This is a genomic window from Kosakonia oryzae, from assembly GCF_001658025.2.
GTDB classification, from domain to species: Bacteria; Pseudomonadota; Gammaproteobacteria; order Enterobacterales; family Enterobacteriaceae; genus Kosakonia; species Kosakonia oryzae.
On record NZ_CP014007.2, the window covers coordinates 2,909,439 to 2,928,752 of the forward strand.

At 55.4% G+C, this 19,314-nt stretch carries 19 protein-coding genes; 10 read left to right on the forward strand and 9 right to left on the reverse strand.

Annotated features, from left to right (window positions below; all coding sequences use genetic code 11):
* Positions 1–22: 22 nt before the first annotated feature.
* From AWR26_RS13840 to AWR26_RS13855, 4 genes are all read right to left on the reverse strand, one after another.
* Complete coding sequence (locus AWR26_RS13840) at positions 23–1,396, reverse strand: MFS transporter (RefSeq protein WP_064566662.1); 1,374 nt, start codon at positions 1,394–1,396, stop codon at positions 23–25.
* 56 nt (positions 1,397–1,452) lie between these two features.
* Positions 1,453–2,469 carry a Zn-dependent oxidoreductase gene (locus AWR26_RS13845; RefSeq protein ID WP_064566665.1) on the reverse strand — a complete coding sequence of 339 codons (1,017 nt, stop codon included), beginning with the start codon at positions 2,467–2,469 and terminating at the stop codon, positions 1,453–1,455.
* A 14-nt stretch (positions 2,470–2,483) separates the two neighbouring features.
* Positions 2,484–3,698, reverse strand: coding sequence for a D-mannonate dehydratase ManD (manD, locus tag AWR26_RS13850; RefSeq protein WP_064566668.1), 1,215 nt, complete (start codon positions 3,696–3,698; stop codon positions 2,484–2,486).
* Between the two features lie 116 nt (positions 3,699–3,814).
* Positions 3,815–4,141, reverse strand: coding sequence for a YnfA family protein (locus AWR26_RS13855; RefSeq protein ID WP_043953648.1), 327 nt, complete (start codon positions 4,139–4,141; stop codon positions 3,815–3,817).
* Between the two features lie 148 nt (positions 4,142–4,289).
* On the opposite strand from AWR26_RS13855, the gene AWR26_RS13860 reads away from it, so the two are divergent.
* Positions 4,290–4,628, forward strand: a complete 339-nt coding sequence (locus AWR26_RS13860) for a DUF1283 family protein (RefSeq protein ID WP_043953649.1) — start codon at positions 4,290–4,292, stop codon at positions 4,626–4,628.
* 151 nt (positions 4,629–4,779) lie between these two features.
* On the opposite strand, the gene chrA is transcribed toward AWR26_RS13860, so the two are convergent.
* Complete coding sequence (gene chrA, locus AWR26_RS13865; protein WP_064566671.1) at positions 4,780–6,144, reverse strand: chromate efflux transporter; 1,365 nt, start codon at positions 6,142–6,144, stop codon at positions 4,780–4,782.
* A 257-nt stretch (positions 6,145–6,401) separates the two neighbouring features.
* Entirely contained in the window at positions 6,402–7,112 is a 711-nt protein-coding gene (locus AWR26_RS13870; protein WP_175518621.1) for a YnfC family lipoprotein, read from the reverse strand.
* A gap of 283 nt (positions 7,113–7,395) precedes the next feature.
* Between AWR26_RS13870 and AWR26_RS13875 the strand changes: the two genes are divergently transcribed.
* The 9 genes from AWR26_RS13875 (at position 7,396) to osmV (ending at position 16,174) form a co-directional block, all read left to right on the forward strand.
* The gene (locus AWR26_RS13875; protein ID WP_035885791.1) at positions 7,396–7,677 is read left to right on the forward strand and encodes a DUF1161 domain-containing protein; all 282 of its coding nucleotides are present in this window, start codon (positions 7,396–7,398) and stop codon (positions 7,675–7,677) included.
* A gap of 154 nt (positions 7,678–7,831) precedes the next feature.
* Positions 7,832–10,270 (forward strand): selenate/tellurate reductase subunit YnfE, encoded by a 2,439-nt coding sequence (ynfE, locus tag AWR26_RS13880; RefSeq protein ID WP_064566674.1) that lies wholly within the window; start codon positions 7,832–7,834, stop codon positions 10,268–10,270.
* 10 nt (positions 10,271–10,280) lie between these two features.
* A complete protein-coding gene (locus AWR26_RS13885; protein WP_043953652.1) occupies positions 10,281–10,898 on the forward strand; it encodes a DMSO/selenate family reductase complex B subunit in 618 nt (205 codons plus the stop codon).
* Position 10,899: 1 nt separating this feature from the next.
* Positions 10,900–11,757 (forward strand): dimethyl sulfoxide reductase anchor subunit family protein, encoded by an 858-nt coding sequence (locus AWR26_RS13890; RefSeq protein WP_064566677.1) that lies wholly within the window; start codon positions 10,900–10,902, stop codon positions 11,755–11,757.
* Positions 11,758–11,842: 85 nt separating this feature from the next.
* Complete coding sequence (gene dmsD / locus AWR26_RS13895; RefSeq protein WP_064566681.1) at positions 11,843–12,454, forward strand: Tat proofreading chaperone DmsD; 612 nt, start codon at positions 11,843–11,845, stop codon at positions 12,452–12,454.
* A gap of 284 nt (positions 12,455–12,738) precedes the next feature.
* Positions 12,739–13,449 carry an osmoprotectant ABC transporter permease OsmY gene (gene osmY / locus AWR26_RS13900; RefSeq protein ID WP_064566683.1) on the forward strand — a complete coding sequence of 237 codons (711 nt, stop codon included), beginning with the start codon at positions 12,739–12,741 and terminating at the stop codon, positions 13,447–13,449.
* A 20-nt stretch (positions 13,450–13,469) separates the two neighbouring features.
* The gene (osmX, locus tag AWR26_RS13905; protein WP_064566686.1) at positions 13,470–14,372 is read left to right on the forward strand and encodes an osmoprotectant ABC transporter substrate-binding protein OsmX; all 903 of its coding nucleotides are present in this window, start codon (positions 13,470–13,472) and stop codon (positions 14,370–14,372) included.
* A 9-nt stretch (positions 14,373–14,381) separates the two neighbouring features.
* Positions 14,382–15,029 (forward strand): osmoprotectant ABC transporter permease OsmW, encoded by a 648-nt coding sequence (osmW, locus tag AWR26_RS13910; RefSeq protein WP_064566688.1) that lies wholly within the window; start codon positions 14,382–14,384, stop codon positions 15,027–15,029.
* Positions 15,029–16,174, forward strand: coding sequence for an osmoprotectant ABC transporter ATP-binding protein OsmV (osmV, locus tag AWR26_RS13915; protein ID WP_043953658.1), 1,146 nt, complete (start codon positions 15,029–15,031; stop codon positions 16,172–16,174). Before osmW ends, osmV begins: the two co-directional genes overlap by 1 nt.
* A gap of 28 nt (positions 16,175–16,202) precedes the next feature.
* Here the strand turns inward: osmV and bioD are convergent, their stop codons facing one another.
* The 3 genes from bioD to AWR26_RS13930 form a co-directional block, all read right to left on the reverse strand.
* Positions 16,203–16,898, reverse strand: coding sequence for a dethiobiotin synthase (bioD, locus tag AWR26_RS13920; protein ID WP_064566691.1), 696 nt, complete (start codon positions 16,896–16,898; stop codon positions 16,203–16,205).
* A 125-nt stretch (positions 16,899–17,023) separates the two neighbouring features.
* The gene (gene mlc, locus AWR26_RS13925; protein WP_064566694.1) at positions 17,024–18,244 is read right to left on the reverse strand and encodes a sugar metabolism global transcriptional regulator Mlc; all 1,221 of its coding nucleotides are present in this window, start codon (positions 18,242–18,244) and stop codon (positions 17,024–17,026) included.
* Positions 18,245–18,373: 129 nt separating this feature from the next.
* A complete protein-coding gene (locus tag AWR26_RS13930; protein WP_064566696.1) occupies positions 18,374–19,270 on the reverse strand; it encodes a LysR family transcriptional regulator in 897 nt (298 codons plus the stop codon).
* Between the last annotated feature and the right edge of the window lie 44 nt (positions 19,271–19,314).

Sequence of the window (19,314 nt, forward strand, 5' to 3'; positions counted from 1 at the left end):
CTGTTCCGGCGATCACAGGGGTTCAGATATAGTTACGGTTGCCCACCGGCTGGGCCGCCGCACGCGGTTCAGCCGCGTCTTGCAGAATATTCAAATCGCGGTCGCGCACTTCCGGCATCAGCACGGCGGAGAGCAAACCAATCAGCGAGTAAGCCACCAGCATGACGACTATCGGCCACCAGGAGCCAGTCATATTGCAGAAGATCCCCGCCAGTACTGGCCCGAATCCGACGGCCACCAACCCGCCCGCCTCTTTCGAAATAGCCATCCGCGTGAAGCGATTACGCGAACCAAACATCTCCGCCATGGTGATGTTTTCCAGCGCGAATAACCCGAGCACGGCAACGTTATGAATGACGATAATCGACAGCATAATCACGCCGGGGTTGTAGCTCTTATCGACGATGATCGCCATCATCGGGTACGCGAGAATGATCGCCGAAATACAGAGGCAGATATAGGGTAAACGACGCCCCACTTTGTCGGACAGCCAGCCCAGGAACGGAATGGTAAGAAAGCCAACAATCGAACTGATCATCAGCGCATCGGTCGGGATGCGTTTTTCAAACAGCAGGGTTTGTACCAGATAACCCGCGAGGAAGGTCTGGATTAACCCGGAGTTACCGGCCTGACCAAAGCGCAAACCGGTCGCCAGCCAGAAAGTTTTGCTGCTGAACATCGCGCCGAGCCCCATTTCCGCACTTTGGTTTTTCGGTGTGCACGCGCCTTCGTGTACCTTCTCGAAAACCGGGCTCTCTTTCAGGTTCAAACGCAGCCAGATGGCGAAAATCATCACCACTACGCTGGCGATAAACGGCACCCGCCAGCCCCAGGCGAGCAGCGCTTCGCGATCCAACGCGAAGAACATCACCGCCCAGATCGCCGTTGCGCTCAGGGTGCCGCAGTTGGTGCCCATCGCAACCAGCGAAGAGATAATGCCGCGTTTCCCTTTCGGCGCATATTCCGCCAGCATGGTTCCGGCACCGGATATTTCTGCGCCTGCGCCAAGGCCCTGAATAATACGCAGTGTTACCAGCAGTACCGGCGCAAAAATGCCGATCTGCGCATAGGTCGGTAATACGCCAATCAAGGTGGTACAAATGCCCATCATCGTGATGGTGATGAACAACACTTTTTTGCGGCCTATGCGATCGCCCATTTTACCGAAGATAAACGCGCCGATAATGCGCGCCACATAACCCGCTCCGTAGGTTCCCATTGCGAGGATCAGCGCCATCGCCGCCGATTGCTCCGGGAAGAAGATCTCATGAAAAACCAGCGCCGCGCCCAGCGAATAAAGCTGGAAATCCATAAACTCAAGCGCAGTACCCAGCCAGCCGGAAACGGCGGCTTTCACCAGATCAGAGGTCGTTCTTTCAGTGTTAACTTGCGTCATAATGGCTATCTCGAAAAAGAAGTATGCGTACCGCTCAACCGCATTTTTCGTTGTAATTAATTGAACGTTAATAAGACCTTACAGCAGTGCCGCTGATCTTTTTCAAACAGTTCAATCGCATCGGTGACATGTTGATAGTCAAATTTATGCGTCACTAACTTCGTTGGATCGATCAAGGCGCGAGCCAGCCAGTCGATCACCACCGGGAATTTGCCCGCGTTAAGACGCGAAGAGAAAATAGACAGCTCTTTACCCGTGATGCCCTGCTGGATTATCTGGCTGGGTTCGCTGGAAAATCCCATGATCACAATACGCGCGGCCGGAGAGGCCAGCGTAATCGCCTCCTGTAGAATGGATGGCTGACACGCCGCATCAACGATCAGCGTCGGTTTAATGCCCTTCTCTGCCAGCGTTTCCGCCAACGGCTGCTGGCTGTTGTTAATCACCCAGTCCGCGCCATTGCGCTGCGCCATTACCAGACGCTCTTCGATACGATCGGCAACAATCACCTGTTGCACGTTGTAGACATTTTTCAGCGCCTGCAGCGTGGTTAATCCCATCGGCCCGGCACCATAAATCAGCGCAATGTCTTTCTCCGCTGGTTTCACCTGGCCTGTGACGTTAGCCGCGATGGTAAACGGCTCGATCATTACCGCATTCTCATCCGGGATTGCCGCCGGAACGGCCCAGGCGTTACGTGCCGGAACAGTGGCGTATTCGCTAAAACCGCCGTCGCGATGCACACCCAGTACCACCAGTTCGTTGCAGACGTTCGGTTTGCCAACGGAGCACGGATAGCAATGACCGCAGCTGATCACCGGGTCAACCACCACGCGTTCGCCTATCCTTTCCGCCGACACACCTTCACCGACGGCATCGATCAGACCGTAGAATTCGTGGCCGATGACGCGCGGATATTTGGCGAACGGATTGTGTCCGCGATAGATATGGCTGTCGGAGCCGCAGATCCCGGCGAGTTTGACCTTAACGCGCACCTCACCGGCGGCGGGTTGCGGCAAAGGGCGTTCAGCGAGCGTCAATTGGTTGGGTTGTTCAATCACCACACTTTTCATTTTGCTTTCCTCTGTTACCAGTTCCACAACGTGCCATCTTCCAGCCGCGCAACCGGCAGATACGCGGGATCGTAGGGGTATTTCGCCGCCCGTTTTTCGTCAAAGCCGATGCCCAGACCAGGTTGATCGCCGGGGTGCATATAGCCTTGATCAAAGCGCCAACTGTGCGGGAAAACCTCCAGCATCTGTTCGGAGTAACCCATATATTCCTGCACGCCAAAGTTGGGCACCCACAGATCAAAATGGAGGGCTGCCGCATGGCAAATCGGCGAAAGATCTGACGGGCCGTGCGAGCCGGTACGTACCTGATAAAGCGAGGCAAAATCCGCAATGCGCCGCATACCCGTAATGCCACCGGCATGAGTGATCGTGGCGCGGATATAGTCGATCAACTGTTCTTCAATCAGTTGCTTGCAATCCCAGATACTGTTGAACACTTCGCCGACGGCAATCGGTGTGACGGTGTGTTGGCGGATCAAGCGGAAGCACGCCTGGTTTTCAGCCGGGGTGGGATCTTCCATCCAGAACAGGCGAAAAGGTTCGATGCTTTTGCCGAAACGCGCGGCTTCAATTGGCGTCAGGCGGTGGTGCATGTCATGCAGCAGATGTTCGTTGAAACCGAATTGGCTGCGCACGGCGTCAAACAGTTTCGGTGTGAAATCGAGGTATTTTTCCGTCGACCAGAGTTGCTCTTCCGGCCATCGGCCTTTGGTGGCCGGTTCATACGCCTGGCCTTTGCCTTTTGCCATGCCGTAGGTGGTTTTCATTCCCGGCACGCCGCACTGCACGCGGATGGCTTTAAACCCCATCTCCTTATGCCGCGCGTAATCTTCCAGCACCTCATCAATGGTGTGGCCGGTGGTGTGGCAATAAACCATCACTCCTTCACGGGAAGCGCCACCAAGCAACTGGTAGAGCGGCATATTGGCGGCTTTGGCTTTAATGTCCCACAGCGCCATATCGATGGCGGAGATAGCCGACATGGTCACCGGACCGCGCCGCCAGTAAGCGCCTTTGTAGAAAAACTGCCAGATATCTTCAATGCGTTGCGCGTCGCGGCCAATAAGTTGCGGGCACAAATGATCTTTCAGGTAGGAAGCAACGGAGAGTTCGCGGCCATTCAACGTGGCGTCGCCAAGGCCGACGATCCCCTCTTCGGTGGTGATTTTTAACGTGACAAAGTTGCGCCCCGGGCAGGTAACAAAGACATCAGCGCCAGTGATTTTCATGCGGGTTTCCTTGCATCAACCTAATGTGATGCGGAAAACTTACGCAATCAGGCAACTACCATACAAGTATAACGATCAAAAAACACGCAGACGATCACAGAATATTAACGAATAAACTAAGCACGCCCCCATCCAGCGACAATGATTAACATACCGCACATTGCCACAACGGCACCCAGCCAGTCATAAAGACTTAGCTTCACGCCATCCACCACACGCAGCCAGATAAGCGCCGTGCAAACATACACACCACCGTAAGCCGCATAAACTCGGCCGCTGGCCGCCGGATGCAACGTTAACAGCCAGACAAACAGCGCCAACGCCAGCGCCGCAGGCACCAGCAGAAGCGGCGTCGCGCCGCGTTTTAACCACAGCCACGGCAGGAAGCAACCCAGGATTTCACACAGCGCGGTAGCAAAAAAAAGCAGCGTCGTTTTGAGCATTTCTGGCACTATTATTCAGGATTGGTTGAACCATCATACCCGATAATGTTCTGAGAGTGAGCGCCGCCCCGGTATGCTGGCAGGCTGAGATCGCATAGAATAGAGAGATGTGGGCTACCCGTTTCTCCCTCAATTTAAGGATATCGCAATGACAACTACACTTAGCAAACGCCTGTGCCTGACCGCAATGCTGACGCTGGGTGCCATCGTGTACACCACCTCCGCAATGGCAGAAACCAACCGTCTGATTATCGAATCGGGCGACAACGCACAAACTCGTCAATCTGCGGCGATGGAAAAAGAGCAATGGAATGACACCCGTACGCTGCGTCATAAAGTGAATAAACGCGTCGAAAAAGAGTGGGACAAAGCCGACGTGGCGTTTGACGCTCAGGACAACTGCCAGAAAAGCAGCAACTTTAACGCGTACTGGGAACCCAATACCCAGCGCTGCCTCGATCGTCGTACCGGTCGCCAAATTCAGTAATTGCAACGGGCGCACACCGCGCCCGTCTTCCGCCTTCATCCTCTTGCCCATAAATCTCTGCGCGTTGCCCGGCGCCTGATAACTTTTCTGTGGTACTGCCGGGGCTTACACCAGGCCAGATATCAGGTAAAAAATCTTGCCGACTGCAGGCTTATGAAAGAAACAGCAGATGAAGAGCCAGGCCCACAATCGCGCAACCGGCGATGACATGCGTCACTTTGGCTTTAAAGCGAAACAGAGCCATAGCCGCAGCCAGAGCAATCAGGGCCGCCACCCAGTCAACGTGGCCAGCTAACCCTTGTGGCCACAGCACATGATAACCAAAGAACAGCGCCAGATTGAGAATGACGCCGACGACAGCGGCTGTTATCGCCGTGAGTGGCGCGGTGAATTTGATATCGTTGTGCGTTGTTTCAATAAAAGGTCCACCGGCAAAAATAAATAAAAAAGAGGGCAGAAAAGTGAACCAGGTCACCACTATTGCGGCAATCACGCCCCCGAGGAAAAGATGCTCCGGCCCAAACACGGTATTGGCATATCCGCCGACAAATCCGACAAAGGCGACAACCATAATTAAAGGACCGGGAGTGGTTTCTCCCAACGCCAGACCGTCAATCATCTGCGTAGGGGTTAGCCAGTGATAATTAACGACTGCCCCCTGATAAATATAAGGCAGTACGGCATAAGCCCCACCAAAGGTGAGCAGCGCGGCTTTGGTAAAGAACCAGCCCATTTGCGTTAGGGTATCTTCCCGGCCCAGAGTGAGATAAAGCGTCCCCATCGGCAGCAGCCACAAAAGAGCGCCAGCAATCACTATCCACATCAACCGTGACCATTTGAAAACGGCATGTTCCGGTGTCGGTGTATCATCATCAATCATGGCGGAGCCGTAAGATTTGTCGGTTCCGCTATGCGCACCGCCCCCTTTGAACCTCTCCGGGGAGAAACGCCCGCCGATGAAACCGATGAGCGCGGCCGACAAGACGATAATCGGGAACGGGATATTGAAAGCAAAGATCGCCACAAAAGCGGCTGCGGCAATGGCCCACTGGGTATTATTGCGTAACGCTCTGGTACCGATGCGGTGTGCCGCCTGTACGACAATCGCGGTGATCGCGGGTTTGATACCATAAAATAATCCCATCACGACAGGTTGCTCGCCCCAGGCGATATAAATCCAGGAAAGCGCGATTAGCACCAACAGTGACGGCAGAACAAACAATGCCCCAGCCACAATACCGCCCCAGGTACGATGCATCAGCCAGCCGATATACGTAGCCAGCTGCTGCGCTTCAGGTCCTGGCAGGACCATGCAGTAGTTCAATGCGTGCAGGAAACGTTGTTCGGAGATCCAGTGCCGGTTCTCCACCAGTTCCTGATGCATGATGGATATTTGTCCTGCCGGGCCGCCAAAACTGATAAATCCCAGCTTCAGCCAGAATAAAAATGCTTCCCGGAAACTGACTTGCTGAGGGCTTTCTGTATCGACCATAGCGAGCAACGGGCTTTTACTCATGGTGCGCGGATCTCATTTGGAAAGTCATTTACAGGCGGTCAAACAGTGTCGATGCTGTCTCCGGCAGCTTGTCATCGTCCATGATGTTTGCCCGTTCAACGCCGCCACCTCTGGTGGCTGAACTCCGCCAATAGCCAGATTATTTTGCGATAAAACCACTGTTACGCGCCCCTCAACCAACCGCCTCAGGGGCTCATTGCCATGACGGTCAGGAACCGTCTGCCACTACCGCGCACTCAGCGCGGCGGTGGCCTGGATCAATAATAGGCGATGGTATTTTTGATGCTGTATTTGTGGGTAACTTGCGGGGAAACGCTCAGATCGACAACGTCCAGCGTGCAGCTCAACGGATTATCGTGGCTGTCGTAGTCGCAGGTCTGTTTCACGCTGCCGAGCGGCTTGTCATTCAGCGTGCTGAGCGATGTGTAATCGAGTTTTTTCCGTTTGTCTTTCGAGGGTGTAGAGGCCACCGTCAGATGCTCGTCCTTCGAGGTCGTGGATTTGCCCAGCGGGTAACCCTCCTCATCGTAACGGTATTTCACTTCCATCTCTTTCCCGGTCGCCAGCACGACAAAACCGTTGTCATCGGTGTCCCACGTCACGCCCGCCGCCGGAAACTCAGCTAACTGGCATTTACCCTGCAAGCGCAGCCGCTTCTCTTTCGTTTCCGCATCGAGATAATAATTGGCATCCAGCACCAGCGCGACGCCGCTGTTGTTCTCCAGATCGTGCAGTTCCAGCGTATCGAAACAGCCCTCTTTCGACATCGTTCCGCTGACGCGTTTTGTGACTTCACCCTTCTCATTTAACAGTGTCTGGCTGAACTCTTTCACCGGGCCACGTAGCGGATCAAAATCGAATTCATTGGAGAAGCTCGCCATTTCTGGCGTAAACGATACCGGTTCCTTCGCGTCATCACATCCGGCAAGCAATGCCGCCACAGCGATGAGCAATAGCTGTTTTTTCAATGGGTTCACCACATTTTTCTTCTGGATTGCGCCTATCTTAGCAAAATCTTTACATATTCGGGCAACCACTTATTTGTCTTACGGCCTAAAACCGGCCAGCGCATAGCGACTGCCCACCAAATTTAGTAGCCGGAGCGGTCGTAAAACGACGACGGCTATGTGTACCGCCGCAGATAGCGTTTCTGCCGAATCTGCGATCGCATCGTCAGATAATTCAGAGATTTAACCGGACCTGATGCGGAAACTGCTAAGCTTACTGCGGGCAAAACTGAAGGAGATGAGAATGCAATATTCACGTTGGTTATGTGCATTACTGCTGGCGGGCGCGGTTCCTGCCTTTGCTGCGCCCGATTCATGCGAGCGGGTCAAGGCGGATATCCAGCAGCGCATCATTAATAATGGCGTCCCGGAATCGGGATTCAGCCTGACAATTGTACCGAATGACCAGGCAGACCAGGCCGGTTCGCAAGTGGTGGGCCACTGTGCGAATGACACCTACAAAATTCTCTACACCCGCAACAGCGGCGCTACCCCACAGAACGATCAGGGCGCCGGCACGCAATAAAATATAACCCCCCTGAATATCTGGGGGGTCTCCCCTGCAGTTGATCGTGGTTAAAAATTACGTACCCCCAAAGAGTTACCATAAGCACTTCGTTAGCCTGCTTTTAATATGAGCGGGTAATTTCTTTTTATTATAAATAATAATGGAGTGAGCTATGTCCGACACTGAACACCAGGGGGGGATCAGCCGACGAACGTTGGTGAAATCTACTGCGTTGGGATCGCTTGCACTCGCAGCGGGTGCAATCTCCCTTCCTTTCGGCATGCGCTCAGCCGCTGCCGCCGTACAACAAGCCATGCAACCCGCACCCGATAAAGTCGTCTGGGGCGCCTGCTCAGTAAACTGTGGTAGCCGCTGCGCTTTACGCTTACATGTGCGCGATGATGAAGTGTACTGGGTGGAAACTGATAATACCGGCGATGATATTTACGGTAACCATCAGGTCCGCGCCTGCCTGCGCGGGCGTTCGATTCGCCGCCGCATCAATCATCCGGATCGTCTTAATTACCCGATGAAGCGCGTGGGTAAACGCGGTGAAGGCAAATTCGTGCGCATTAGCTGGGACGAAGCCCTCGATACGATTGCCAACAGCCTGAAAAGCGTGGTGCAGAAATACGGTAACGAAGCGGTTTACATTAACTACTCTTCCGGCATCGTTGGCGGCAATATTACCCGCTCTTCGCCCTCCGCCTCGGTCATTGCCCGTCTGATGGCGCTGTACGGCGGTTTTCTTAACCAGTACGGTACTTACAGCACCGCGCAAATCTCCTGCGCGATGCCTTATACCTACGGCTCCAACGACGGCAACAGCACCTCGGATATCGAAAACACCAAACTGGTGGTGATGTTCGGCAATAACCCGGCGGAAACCCGCATGAGCGGCGGCGGTATCACTTACTTTCTTGAACAGGCGCGTGAACGCTCGAATGCGCGGATGATTGTTATCGATCCACGCTATACCGATACGGCTGCCGGCCGTGAAGATGAGTGGGTGCCGATTCGTCCGGGTACCGATGCCGCGCTGGTCGCGGGCATGGCCTGGGTATTGATCAGTGAAAACCTCGTCGACCAGCCATTCCTCGATAAATATTGTGTCGGTTACGATGAGAAAACCCTGCCCGCCGATGCGCCTGCCAACAGCCACTACAAAGCGTATATTCTCGGTCAGGGCGAAGATGGTATCGCCAAAACGCCGCAGTGGGCATCGCGCATTACTGGTATTCCGGCCGATAAAATTATTAAGCTGGCGCGGGAAATTGGCAGCGCCAAACCGGCCTATATTTGTCAGGGCTGGGGGCCGCAGCGTCAGGCCAACGGCGAGTTAACTTCGCGTGCCATCGCCATGCTGCCGATCCTCACCGGTAACGTGGGCATTAACGGCGGCAACAGCGGCGCACGTGAATCCACTTACACCATTACCATCGAACGTATGCCGATGCCGGAAAACCCGGTGAAAACGGCGATTTCCTGCTTTACCTGGACGGATGCCATTGCCCGCGGCCCGGAAATGACCGCCAAACGCGACGGTGTGCGCGGCAAAGATAAACTCGATGTGCCGATCAAATTTATCTGGAACTACGCCGGTAACACCATCACCAATCAGCACGGCGATATCAACCGAACCCACGACATCCTGCAGGACGACAGCAAATGCGAAATGATTGTGGTCATTGAGAACTTTATGACCTCTTCGGCGATGTATGCCGACATTCTGCTGCCGGATCTCATGACCGTTGAACAGGAAGACATTATTCCGAACGACTACGCAGGGAATATGGGCTATCTGATCTTCCTGCAGCCGGTCACCGCGCCGAAATTCGAGCGCAAACCGATCTACTGGATTACCAGCGAAATCGCCCGTCGTCTGGGGCCGGATATCTACCAGAAATTCACCGAAGGCCGTACCCAGCAAGAGTGGCTGAAATATCTGTACGCCAAAATGGTCGCCAGAGATCCGCAGTTGCCCTCCTATGAAGCGCTCAAAGCGATGGGGATTTATAAGCGCAAAGATCCGAACGGACACTTTGTCGCTTACAAAAAATTCCGCGATGATCCGGTCGCTAACCCGCTGAAAACGCCCTCTGGCAAAATTGAAATCTACTCCAGCCAACTGGCGAACATCGCCAGTAGCTGGGAGCTGGAGAAAGACGAAGTCATCAGTCCGCTGCCGGTTTACGCCTCAACCTTTGAAGGCTGGGACGATCCGGCGCGCGAGAAATTCCCGTTGCAACTGTTCGGGTTCCACTACAAAGCCCGTACGCACTCCAGCTACGGCAACATTGATGTGCTGAAAGAGGCCTGCCGCCAGGAAGTGTGGATCAACCCTATTGATGCTGAGCGTCGCGGTATCAAGCATGGCGATATGGTGCGCGTCTTTAACGAGCGCGGTGAAGTGCGCATAGCAGCGAAAGTGACGCCGCGCATCATGCCGGGCGTCAGCGCCATGGGCCAGGGCGCCTGGCACCAGGCCAACATGGACGGTGACCGTGTCGATCATGGTGGCTGCGTGAATACGCTGACCACCCACCGCCCGTCGCCGCTGGCGAAAGGCAATCCGCAGCACACCAATCTGGTCGACATTCAGAAGGTTTGAGGAGTAACCGATGACAACTCAGTATGGATTTTTTATTGACTCCAGCCGTTGCACCGGTTGCAAAACCTGCGAGCTGGCCTGTAAAGATTACAAAGATTTAACCCCGGACGTCAGCTTCCGCCGCGTGTATGAATATGCTGGCGGCAACTGGCAGGAAGATAACGGTATCTGGCACCAGAACGTCTTTGCTTACTACCTCTCGATCTCCTGCAACCATTGTGAAGATCCGGCCTGCACCAAAGTCTGCCCAAGCGGCGCGATGCATAAGCGTGAAGATGGTTTTGTGGTGGTGGACGAAGATGTCTGCATCGGCTGCCGTTACTGCCATATGGCCTGCCCCTACGGCGCGCCGCAATACAATGCCGCGAAGGGACACATGACCAAATGCGACGGCTGCCACGATCGTGTCGCAGAAGGGAAAAAACCCATCTGCGTCGAATCCTGCCCGCTGCGCGCGCTGGATTTCGGCCCAATCGAGGAACTGCGTAAACAACACGGTTCGCTTGCCGCCGTCGCCCCTTTCCCGGCAGCGCACTTTACCCGGCCGAATATCGTGATCAAACCTAACGCCAATAGCCGCCCGACGGGTGATACCACCGGCTATCTGGCCAATCCGCAGGAGGTATAAGATGGGAAACGGATGGCATGAGTGGCCGCTGGTACTGTTCACGGTACTGGGCCAGTGTGTGGCTGGCGGCCTGATTGTAAGCGGTATCGTCTGGATGAACGCCAACGACGATCGTATCGGGCAAGTGCGCATTGTGCGCAGCCAGGTTCTCCTCTGGGTGCTGATGGGCATGGGTTTTATCGCCTCGATGATGCACCTCGGTTCGCCGCTACGCGCCTTTAACTCGCTGAACCGCGTCGGTGCATCGGCGCTCAGTAATGAAATCGCCGCCGGTTCTCTGTTCTTCGCCGTCGGGGGGTTCTGGTGGCTGGTAAGCTGGCTGGGGAAAATGCCCGCCACTATAAGCCGCATCTGGCTGGCGATCAGCATGTTGCTTGGCGTGCTGTTTGTCTGGGCAATGACGCGGGTCTATCAAATCGACACCGTGCCGACCTGGCATAACGGCTACACCACGGCAGCATTTTTCCTGACCATGCTGGTGGGCGGCCCGCTGCTGGCCGCGCTGCTACTGCGTCTGGCGGGTATCCGTTTTCGCGCCTCGCGCTTCGCCGCGTTAAGCGTTGCGGCGTTTATCGCCAGCATTGCCGTAGTGATGCTGCAAAGCCAGCAACTGGGCGAGATCCACAGTTCCGTCCAGCAGGCGGTCGCGCTGGTACCGGATTACGCTATGTTGCAGGTGGTGCGACTGCTGCTGGTTGCGCTCGGTCTGGGCTGCTGGATCTGCCCGCTGGTGATGCGTAAACAGCCGCAGGTGCTTAGCCTGCTGCTTGGCATCGTGCTGGTCGCCGCCGGGGAGGTGATCGGGCGCGGTCTGTTTTATGGGCTGCATATGACCGTGGGCGTCGCCGTTGCCGGCTGATAATGTTCGCACCCGGCCTGCGTGTACCGCATGATGCGCAGGCCGGATAAACACTGCGCCATCCGGCAATTTTTCAGGATCAAACATGACTGACCTAACCAGTGAAAATTTTATCGTGACCGCCCGCGTTCTGGGCGCGCTGTTTTACTACCCGCCGCAGAGCGAGCAGTGCCAGCCGCTGGTTGCCGCGTTCACGCGGGGCGACTGGGCAGAACAGTGGCCGCTCCCGCAAACCGACCTTGCCCCGCTGGTGGCTGAGTTCGCCGCGCCCTGTGACGAACCGCTGTCTGAAGCCTGGCAGCGCCTGTTTATTGGCCCGTGGGCGCTGCCTGCGCCGCCGTGGGGTTCCGTATGGCTGGATAAAGAATCTGTGCTGTTTGGCGATTCCACACTGGCGCTGCGCCAGTGGATGCGGGAAAACAATATCGCCTTCGACAGCCAGCAAAATGAACCGGAGGATCACTTCGGCACTCTGCTGTTACTGGCGGCGTGGCTGGCTGAAGAAGGAAATACCTCCGCCTGCGATCGGCTACTGGCCTGGCATCTGCTGCCGTGGGCCGGGCGTTTTCTGACGGTGTTTACCGACGAAGCGCAGCATCCATTCTGGCGCGCAGCTGGAAAACTGGCTCAATTGACGCTCGCGCAGTGGCAATCTCACTTACTGATTCCGGTCGCACAAAAACCGCTGTTTCGTTAATCCTTTCCCGGTGTAACCGCCGGGATTTTCACACTTCCCTTTCATCTGCATGTGACAACGTCACTTTGATACTGCGTTTTTAAGACAATTCATTACTTACGGTTCGCAACCGTGGCCTCATCAGGTCTGGCGTCACACCTGGCTCCGGCCGGGCGGAAAGGAAATCCCCCCTGAACTGGAATCCTTCCCAGGCGCTTGCTATAGGTCATGCACCCTGCCAAACATGGCATAACAACACGCAACGCCCGTTGCCATAACGCATGCAATCAGGGAGATACACTGCAATGCAACTATCCGTGCTTCATCGCGCCCTGCTGTTTATCGTCGGGATCGCCATTGTTCTGGCTCTGTTGACCTGGGGAATTGGTCTGGACACCCTCAAAACCCGCCAGGTCGATCTGCTTTATCTCGGACAGCAGCACCTGATTCTGGTCTTCAGCTCACTGTTCTTCGCCCTGCTGGTGGGCATTCCGAGCGGTATCGCGCTCAGCCGTCCTGCGGCACGCGGCGTGGCGGAATATGTGATGCAAATCTTTAATGTCGGCAACACGTTGCCGCCGCTTGCCGTTCTGGCGCTGGCAATGGTGCTGATCGGCATTGGCGATACACCGGCGATCATTGCTCTGTTCCTCGCCTCGCTGCTGCCGATTGTGCGTAACACCTACGCCGGGCTGTGTTCGGTGCCTGCGTCGTTAATTGAAGCGGCGAACGGCATCGGTATGACCAAATGGCAACGTTTGCGCCAGGTGGAGATCCCCAATGCCATGCCGGTGATCCTCTCCGGGGTGCGTATTGCCACCGCCATCAACGTCGGAACGGCGCCGCTGGCGTTCCTGATTGGTGCCAGCAGCTACGGCGAGCTGATCTTTCCGGGAATCTACCTGAACGATTTTCCAACGCTGATTTTAGGCGCTGCGGCCACCGCGCTGTTCGCCCTGATCCTCGACACCCTGCTGGCGGCGCTGGGCCGCTTCCTTAGCCCGCACACGGCCTGATAACAACAAGAGGGAACCTGATGAAACGATTGACCCGCTTGCTCGGCGCGCTTGCCGCTGCGGCCTTATTTTCCGCCAGTGCGCACGCCGCGCCGTTGATTCTGGCGACCAAAAGTTTTACCGAGCAGAACATCTTGTCGGCGATGACCGTGCAGTATCTGCAAAAACGCGGTTTCCAGGTACAGCCGCAGACCAATATCGCCACGGTGATCTCACGTAATGCGATGATCAACAAACAAATTGATATGACCTGGGAGTACACCGGCACCTCGCTGATTATCTTCAACCACATTAACCAGCGCATGTCGCCACAGGAGTCTTACGATACGGTAAAACGCCTCGACGCCAAACACGGACTGGTATGGCTGAAACCGGCCAACATGAACAACACCTACGCCTTTGCCATGCAGCGTAAACGGGCAGAAGCCGAACACATCACCACCATGTCGCAGATGGTGGCGAAAATTGAACAGATCCGTAAAACCGATCCCAGGCACAACTGGCTGCTGGGGCTGGATCTGGAGTTCGCTGGGCGTAGCGACGGTATGAAACCCCTGCAACAGGCCTATGGGATGGCGCTGGATCGCCCGCAAATTCGCCAGATGGATCCTGGTCTTGTTTATAACGCCATCCGCGATGGCTTTGTCGATGCCGGGCTGGTTTACACCACCGACGGGCGCGTAAAAGGCTTCGATCTCAAAGTGCTGGAAGATGACAAAGGTTTCTTCCCGAGTTACGCGGTCACGCCCGTGGTACGTGAAGATACGCTGAAAGCCAATCCAGGGCTGGAAGAGGCGCTGAATACTCTTTCGGGGCTATTAAATAACGACGCCATTATGACGCTTAACGCCAAAGTGGATATTGACCACCAGACACCGCAGCAAGTCGCCCACGATTTCCTGCATGAAAAAGGGTTGTTGTAAGGAGAGCCTATGGAGACGATTCATTACATGATGGACAACGCGGGCTATCTGGCGAGCCTTACCTTCCAGCATTTGTGGCTGGTACTGCTGGCCGTTGGCCTGGCGATTATCATCGGCGTTCCGCTTGGCATTCTGATTGTGCGCCATAAGTGGCTGGCGACGCCGGTTCTCGGGTTGGCAACGCTGGTGCTGACCATTCCGTCAATTGCTCTGTTCGGGCTGATGATCCCGCTGTTTTCGCTGATCGGTCAGGGGATTGGCGCCCTGCCTGCCATTACCGCCGTTTTTCTCTATTCACTGTTGCCGATTGTGCGTAATACCCACACGGCGCTGGACAGCCTGCCGCCGGGGCTGCGCGAAGCCGGACGCGGCATCGGCATGACCTTCTGGCAACGCCTGCGCTGGGTCGAAATTCCGATGGCACTGCCGGTGATTTTCGGTGGTATCCGTACGGCAGTGGTGATGAATATCGGCGTGATGGCCATTGCCGCCGTTATTGGCGCAGGCGGCCTGGGATTGCTGTTGCTGAACGGCATTGGCAGCAGCGACATTCGTATGTTAATTGCCGGGGCGCTGATGATTTGCGTGCTCGCGATTGTGCTCGACTGGTTATTGCACCGCTTACAAATTGTGCTGACGCCGAAGGGGATTCGCTAATGATTAAACTGGAAAATCTGACCAAACAATTTACGCAGAAAAACGGCCAGACAGTGAAGGCTGTCGATAACGTCAATCTGACTGTACCGGAAGGTGAAATGTGCGTACTGCTCGGCCCTTCCGGCTGCGGTAAAACCACCACGCTAAAGATGATCAACCGCCTGATTGCACCGAGCAGCGGCTCGATTTTCATCAATGGTGAAGACACCAGCGCCATGGATACCGTCACCCTGCGGCGCAATATTGGTTACGTAATTCAGCAGATTGGTCTGTTTCCCAATATGACCATCGAAGAGAACATCACCGTGGTGCCGCGCATGCTGGGCTGGGATAAAGCGCGCTGTAAAAGCCGTGCTGAAGAGTTGATGGAGATGGTGGCGCTGGATGCGAAAAAATTCCTTCATCGCTACCCGCGCGAAATGTCCGGCGGCCAGCAGCAGCGTATTGGCGTGATCCGCGCACTGGCGGCCGATCCGCCGGTACTGCTGATGGATGAGCCTTTCGGCGCGGTCGACCCTATCAACCGTGAAGTGATCCAGAACCAGTTCCTTGAGATGCAGCGCAAGTTGAAAAAAACCGTCATGCTGGTCAGCCACGATATCGATGAAGCGCTGAAACTCGGCGATCGTATTGCCGTGTTCCGCCAGGGACGCATCGTACAGTGCGCCAGCCCGGATGAGCTGCTGGCCAAACCGGCCAATGAATTTGTCGGTTCGTTTGTCGGCCAGGATCGCACGCTGAAGCGGCTGCTGCTGGTTTCCGCAGGCGACGTCACCGATCAACAGCCGACGATCACAGTGCGGGAATCGACTCCGGCGACGGAAGCCTTTGCCACTATGGATGACAACGATATTCGCGCCATTACCGTCGTGGATTCGGCGGGTAAACCGCTGGGCTTTGTTAAACGTCGCGAAGCACGAAACGCGCCAGGCAGTTGTTCCGATTTGCTACATCCGTTCCGCATTACCGGGAAAGCGGAGGATAACCTGCGCGTGGTGCTGTCACGGCTGTACGAAAGCAACACCAGCTGGATGCCGATTGTCGATGAGGATGGTCGTTATAATGGTGAAATTTCGCAGGACTATATTGCAGAGTATTTAAGTTCGGGCAGAACGCGCCGGGTACTGAATATTCATGATGCGTAACAAAAGCCCCTCCGATGAGGGGCTTTTTTCAGGCGAGGATGCGGTCGGCAACTAACATGCCGGTCGCCATCTGCAAATTGATGTATTGCGCCAGATCGCGCTGCTCGGCGCGCGGCAGATAAGGTAACTCACCCACCAGCGGTGCAGGCAGTTTTTTGCTCAGCACATTGATAATTTCAGCGTAATGCGCCAGCCCCGGGTTGATACGGTTCGCCACCCAGCCAATCAGCGGCAGGCCATCGCTGGCAATCGCCTGCGCGGTCAGCAAAGCGTGGTTAATGCAGCCTTCCTGAATACCCACCACCATCACCACCGCCATCTGCTCCTGCACCACCCACTCGGAGAGCGGGCGCAAATCATTCATCAGGCTGCGCCAGCCGCCGGTTCCCTCGACCACCACATGATCGACCTTTTCGCACAGGTTGAGCAGTCCGTTGGAAAGCAGGCTGTAATTGATGGGGCAACTATGCGCAACGCTACTTTCCTCTTCGCTCAGGGCAATCGGGTTTATCGCCTGATAAGGTAAATCCAGCGAGGAAACGCTTTGCAGTACCAGCGCGTCTTTGTTGCGCAATCCTTCCGGCGTCTCTTTGCTTCCTTTAGCAACAGGTTTGTAACCTGCCACTGTTTTGCCGCTGGCAGCCAGCGCCTGGAGAAGCGCGCGGGATGCCACTGTCTTCCCGACAGAAGTGTCTGTACCCGTTACAAAGAAACGCTTAAGCATCTCGATTTCCACCGTTGTTCTACGAAAATATAAACCAGGAGAATAATTCAGTGGAGAAAGTCTAAGATAAGTATCACCGACCCAGCTTGAGGTAGCGCAATTTTTGCGGCGACAGTGTAAAAATGTTATCCCTGCAACAAACGGATAAGCAAAGATCCGTTATACATCGCGTCTTTTACCAGCGCAGCACCGGCCATTGTGCCCTGATTGGTGAACTGGGTGCTCTCAACGGAAATATGCTGGCTGTATGCCGGTAACGCCTGCTGGCGGATGCAATCGGCAATAGCGGGAAAGAGAATGTCTGCCGCTTTGCTCAGCGGCGAGCCAATGAGTATTTTTTGCGGGTTGAACAAATTCACCATAATGGCGAGGATACGGCCAATATTGGCGCCGACGCCGTTGATGATATCTTTCGCCAGCAGATCGCCCTGCTGTGCCGCCTGGCATAACCACTCCACCGTTAACGGCTTCTGATGCAGCATCGAGCTCATCGACTGGCTCATACGTAACTGCGCCAGTTCCAGCACGCTTTCAACGCTGGCAATGGTTTCAAGGCAGCCATTGTTGCCGCAATAGCAGCGCTTACCGTAAGGGTCCACCTGCGTGTGTCCAATCTCCACCAGGCTACTGCTGCCCGCGTGCAGCAAGCGTCCGTCAGTGATCACCCCGGCGCCAACGTTGTGGTCGATCACCACCTGAATCACATCCCGCGCGCCGCGTGAAGCGCCGAATAGCGCTTCGGCCATGGTCCAAGCGCTGATGTCATGCTGCACGTAAACCGGCACGCCGGTATGCTTCTCCAGCGTTTCACCCAGCGGCATATCTTTCACTTCGGTGTAAAACGGCATGCGGTGAACGATACCATTCTCAGTATCAATGATTCCCGGCAGCGTGATGGCAATTGAGGTCAGGCGCTCCAGCCGGTTCTGGTGGCGGGTAAAAAAGCTGTCGATAAGGTGAATAATGCGCTCCAGCAGCGACATCTCATCGACCAGCGGCAGTTCAAGCCGGTCTTCCACCACCAGCTTGCTGCTGAGATCGCGCAGCGAGAGAAAGATTTCACCGCGGCTAATACGCAGCGAGAGATAGTGCCAGGCTTCGGTTTCTACCACCAGACCGACCGCCGGACGCCCGCGGCTACCCGGCTCCTGGATCTCCGTCTCCTGCACCAGATGCGCTTCCAGCATTTCACGCACAATTTTGGTAATGCTCGCCGGCGCGAGCTGCGCCAGACGCGATAAATCGATGCGCGAAACCGGGCCAAGCTGATCAATAAGGCGATAAACCGCCCCTGCGTTGGTCTGCTTAATCTGATCAATATGCCCAGGCTGACTATCAGCAACCACCTCTGACTCCCTTATTTTCGCGCTTCGAAATAAACGTTTTGCTATGGTGAAGCACTTCAATAGTTGCCGTCAAATTTTTACCCAGGCTTGTGAGTTACAGCACATTTTGCAAGGACTTATGTGTAAAAATCAGCCGATTGCGGCACGCAGGAGTAGCTGTTTGAAACGCGCAGCTGCTGTCCCCTGTTCATGATGTTTTGCCCACACCAGCCACATTTCGGAAACCGCATCCGCTTCAATAATCGGCACCCAGCACATTTCATTGAGCTGCACCCGGTGAAACGACGCCGGGAGGATCGAGACGCCCAGCCCGGCCGCCACCAGGCCGATAATCGTCATCGCTTCGCCCACTTCCTGGGTTATGGTGGGGATTAACTGATAGCGCCGCATCAGCCCGAGGATCTCGTCGTACAGACCGGTGCCGACGTGCGGATCGAAAAAGACAAACGGCTCCTGCGCCAGTTCCTTCAGCGACACCGCCTTGCGCGCCGCCAGCGGGTGGTCACGGTGGATCATCGCCAGCAGCGGTTCACGCAAAATCACCTCCCATGCCAGCGTTTCAGGTAGCGGCGTATTACGCATCAGCCCCAGATCCAGCGAGCCTTCATTCAGGGGAGAAATTTGTTCGCGGGTGTTGATCTCCCGCGTCTGAATATGCACATCCGGGTAGCGCTGGCGAAACGATGAGAGCGTATCGGAAACCGCCTTAATAAACGGCGCCGACGAGGTGAAGCCGATGCGCAATTCACCGGTTTCCCCTTGATGCAGCCGGGCGGCACGAGCGGCGGCCTCATCGACCAGGCTTAAAATCTGCCGACTGTCGGCAAGAAACTGTTTGCCAGCAGGCGTCAGCGCGACGCTGCGGTTGGTACGTGCCAGAAGACGCGCGCCGACCTGCTGTTCGAGCAACTGGATCTGCTGGCTCAAAGGCGGTTGGGAGATATTAAGCCGCGCCGCAGCGTGGCCAAAATGTAACTCCTCGGCAACGGCGATAAAGTAACGCAGATGACGCAGTTCGATATTCATATTTTAAAAGTATTATTTGAGATTATTAATATATTAGACAGAAT

What these genes read in the sequence shown, in the direction of transcription:
- AWR26_RS13840 (WP_064566662.1), bottom strand. Translation starts at nt 1,396, where the DNA reads ATGACGCAAGTTAACACTGAAAGAACGACCTCTGATCTGGTGAAAGCC.
- AWR26_RS13845 (WP_064566665.1), bottom strand. Translation starts at nt 2,469, where the DNA reads ATGAAAAGTGTGGTGATTGAACAACCCAACCAATTGACGCTCGCTGAA.
- manD (WP_064566668.1), bottom strand. Translation starts at nt 3,698, where the DNA reads ATGAAAATCACTGGCGCTGATGTCTTTGTTACCTGCCCGGGGCGCAAC.
- AWR26_RS13855 (WP_043953648.1), bottom strand. Translation starts at nt 4,141, where the DNA reads ATGCTCAAAACGACGCTGCTTTTTTTTGCTACCGCGCTGTGTGAAATC.
- AWR26_RS13860 (WP_043953649.1), top strand. Translation starts at nt 4,290, where the DNA reads ATGACAACTACACTTAGCAAACGCCTGTGCCTGACCGCAATGCTGACG.
- chrA (WP_064566671.1), bottom strand. Translation starts at nt 6,144, where the DNA reads ATGAGTAAAAGCCCGTTGCTCGCTATGGTCGATACAGAAAGCCCTCAG.
- AWR26_RS13875 (WP_035885791.1), top strand. Translation starts at nt 7,396, where the DNA reads ATGCAATATTCACGTTGGTTATGTGCATTACTGCTGGCGGGCGCGGTT.
- ynfE (WP_064566674.1), top strand. Translation starts at nt 7,832, where the DNA reads ATGTCCGACACTGAACACCAGGGGGGGATCAGCCGACGAACGTTGGTG.
- AWR26_RS13885 (WP_043953652.1), top strand. Translation starts at nt 10,281, where the DNA reads ATGACAACTCAGTATGGATTTTTTATTGACTCCAGCCGTTGCACCGGT.
- AWR26_RS13890 (WP_064566677.1), top strand. Translation starts at nt 10,900, where the DNA reads ATGGGAAACGGATGGCATGAGTGGCCGCTGGTACTGTTCACGGTACTG.
- dmsD (WP_064566681.1), top strand. Translation starts at nt 11,843, where the DNA reads ATGACTGACCTAACCAGTGAAAATTTTATCGTGACCGCCCGCGTTCTG.
- osmY (WP_064566683.1), top strand. Translation starts at nt 12,739, where the DNA reads ATGCAACTATCCGTGCTTCATCGCGCCCTGCTGTTTATCGTCGGGATC.
- osmX (WP_064566686.1), top strand. Translation starts at nt 13,470, where the DNA reads ATGAAACGATTGACCCGCTTGCTCGGCGCGCTTGCCGCTGCGGCCTTA.
- osmW (WP_064566688.1), top strand. Translation starts at nt 14,382, where the DNA reads ATGGAGACGATTCATTACATGATGGACAACGCGGGCTATCTGGCGAGC.
- osmV (WP_043953658.1), top strand. Translation starts at nt 15,029, where the DNA reads ATGATTAAACTGGAAAATCTGACCAAACAATTTACGCAGAAAAACGGC.
- bioD (WP_064566691.1), bottom strand. Translation starts at nt 16,898, where the DNA reads ATGCTTAAGCGTTTCTTTGTAACGGGTACAGACACTTCTGTCGGGAAG.
- AWR26_RS13930 (WP_064566696.1), bottom strand. Translation starts at nt 19,270, where the DNA reads ATGAATATCGAACTGCGTCATCTGCGTTACTTTATCGCCGTTGCCGAG.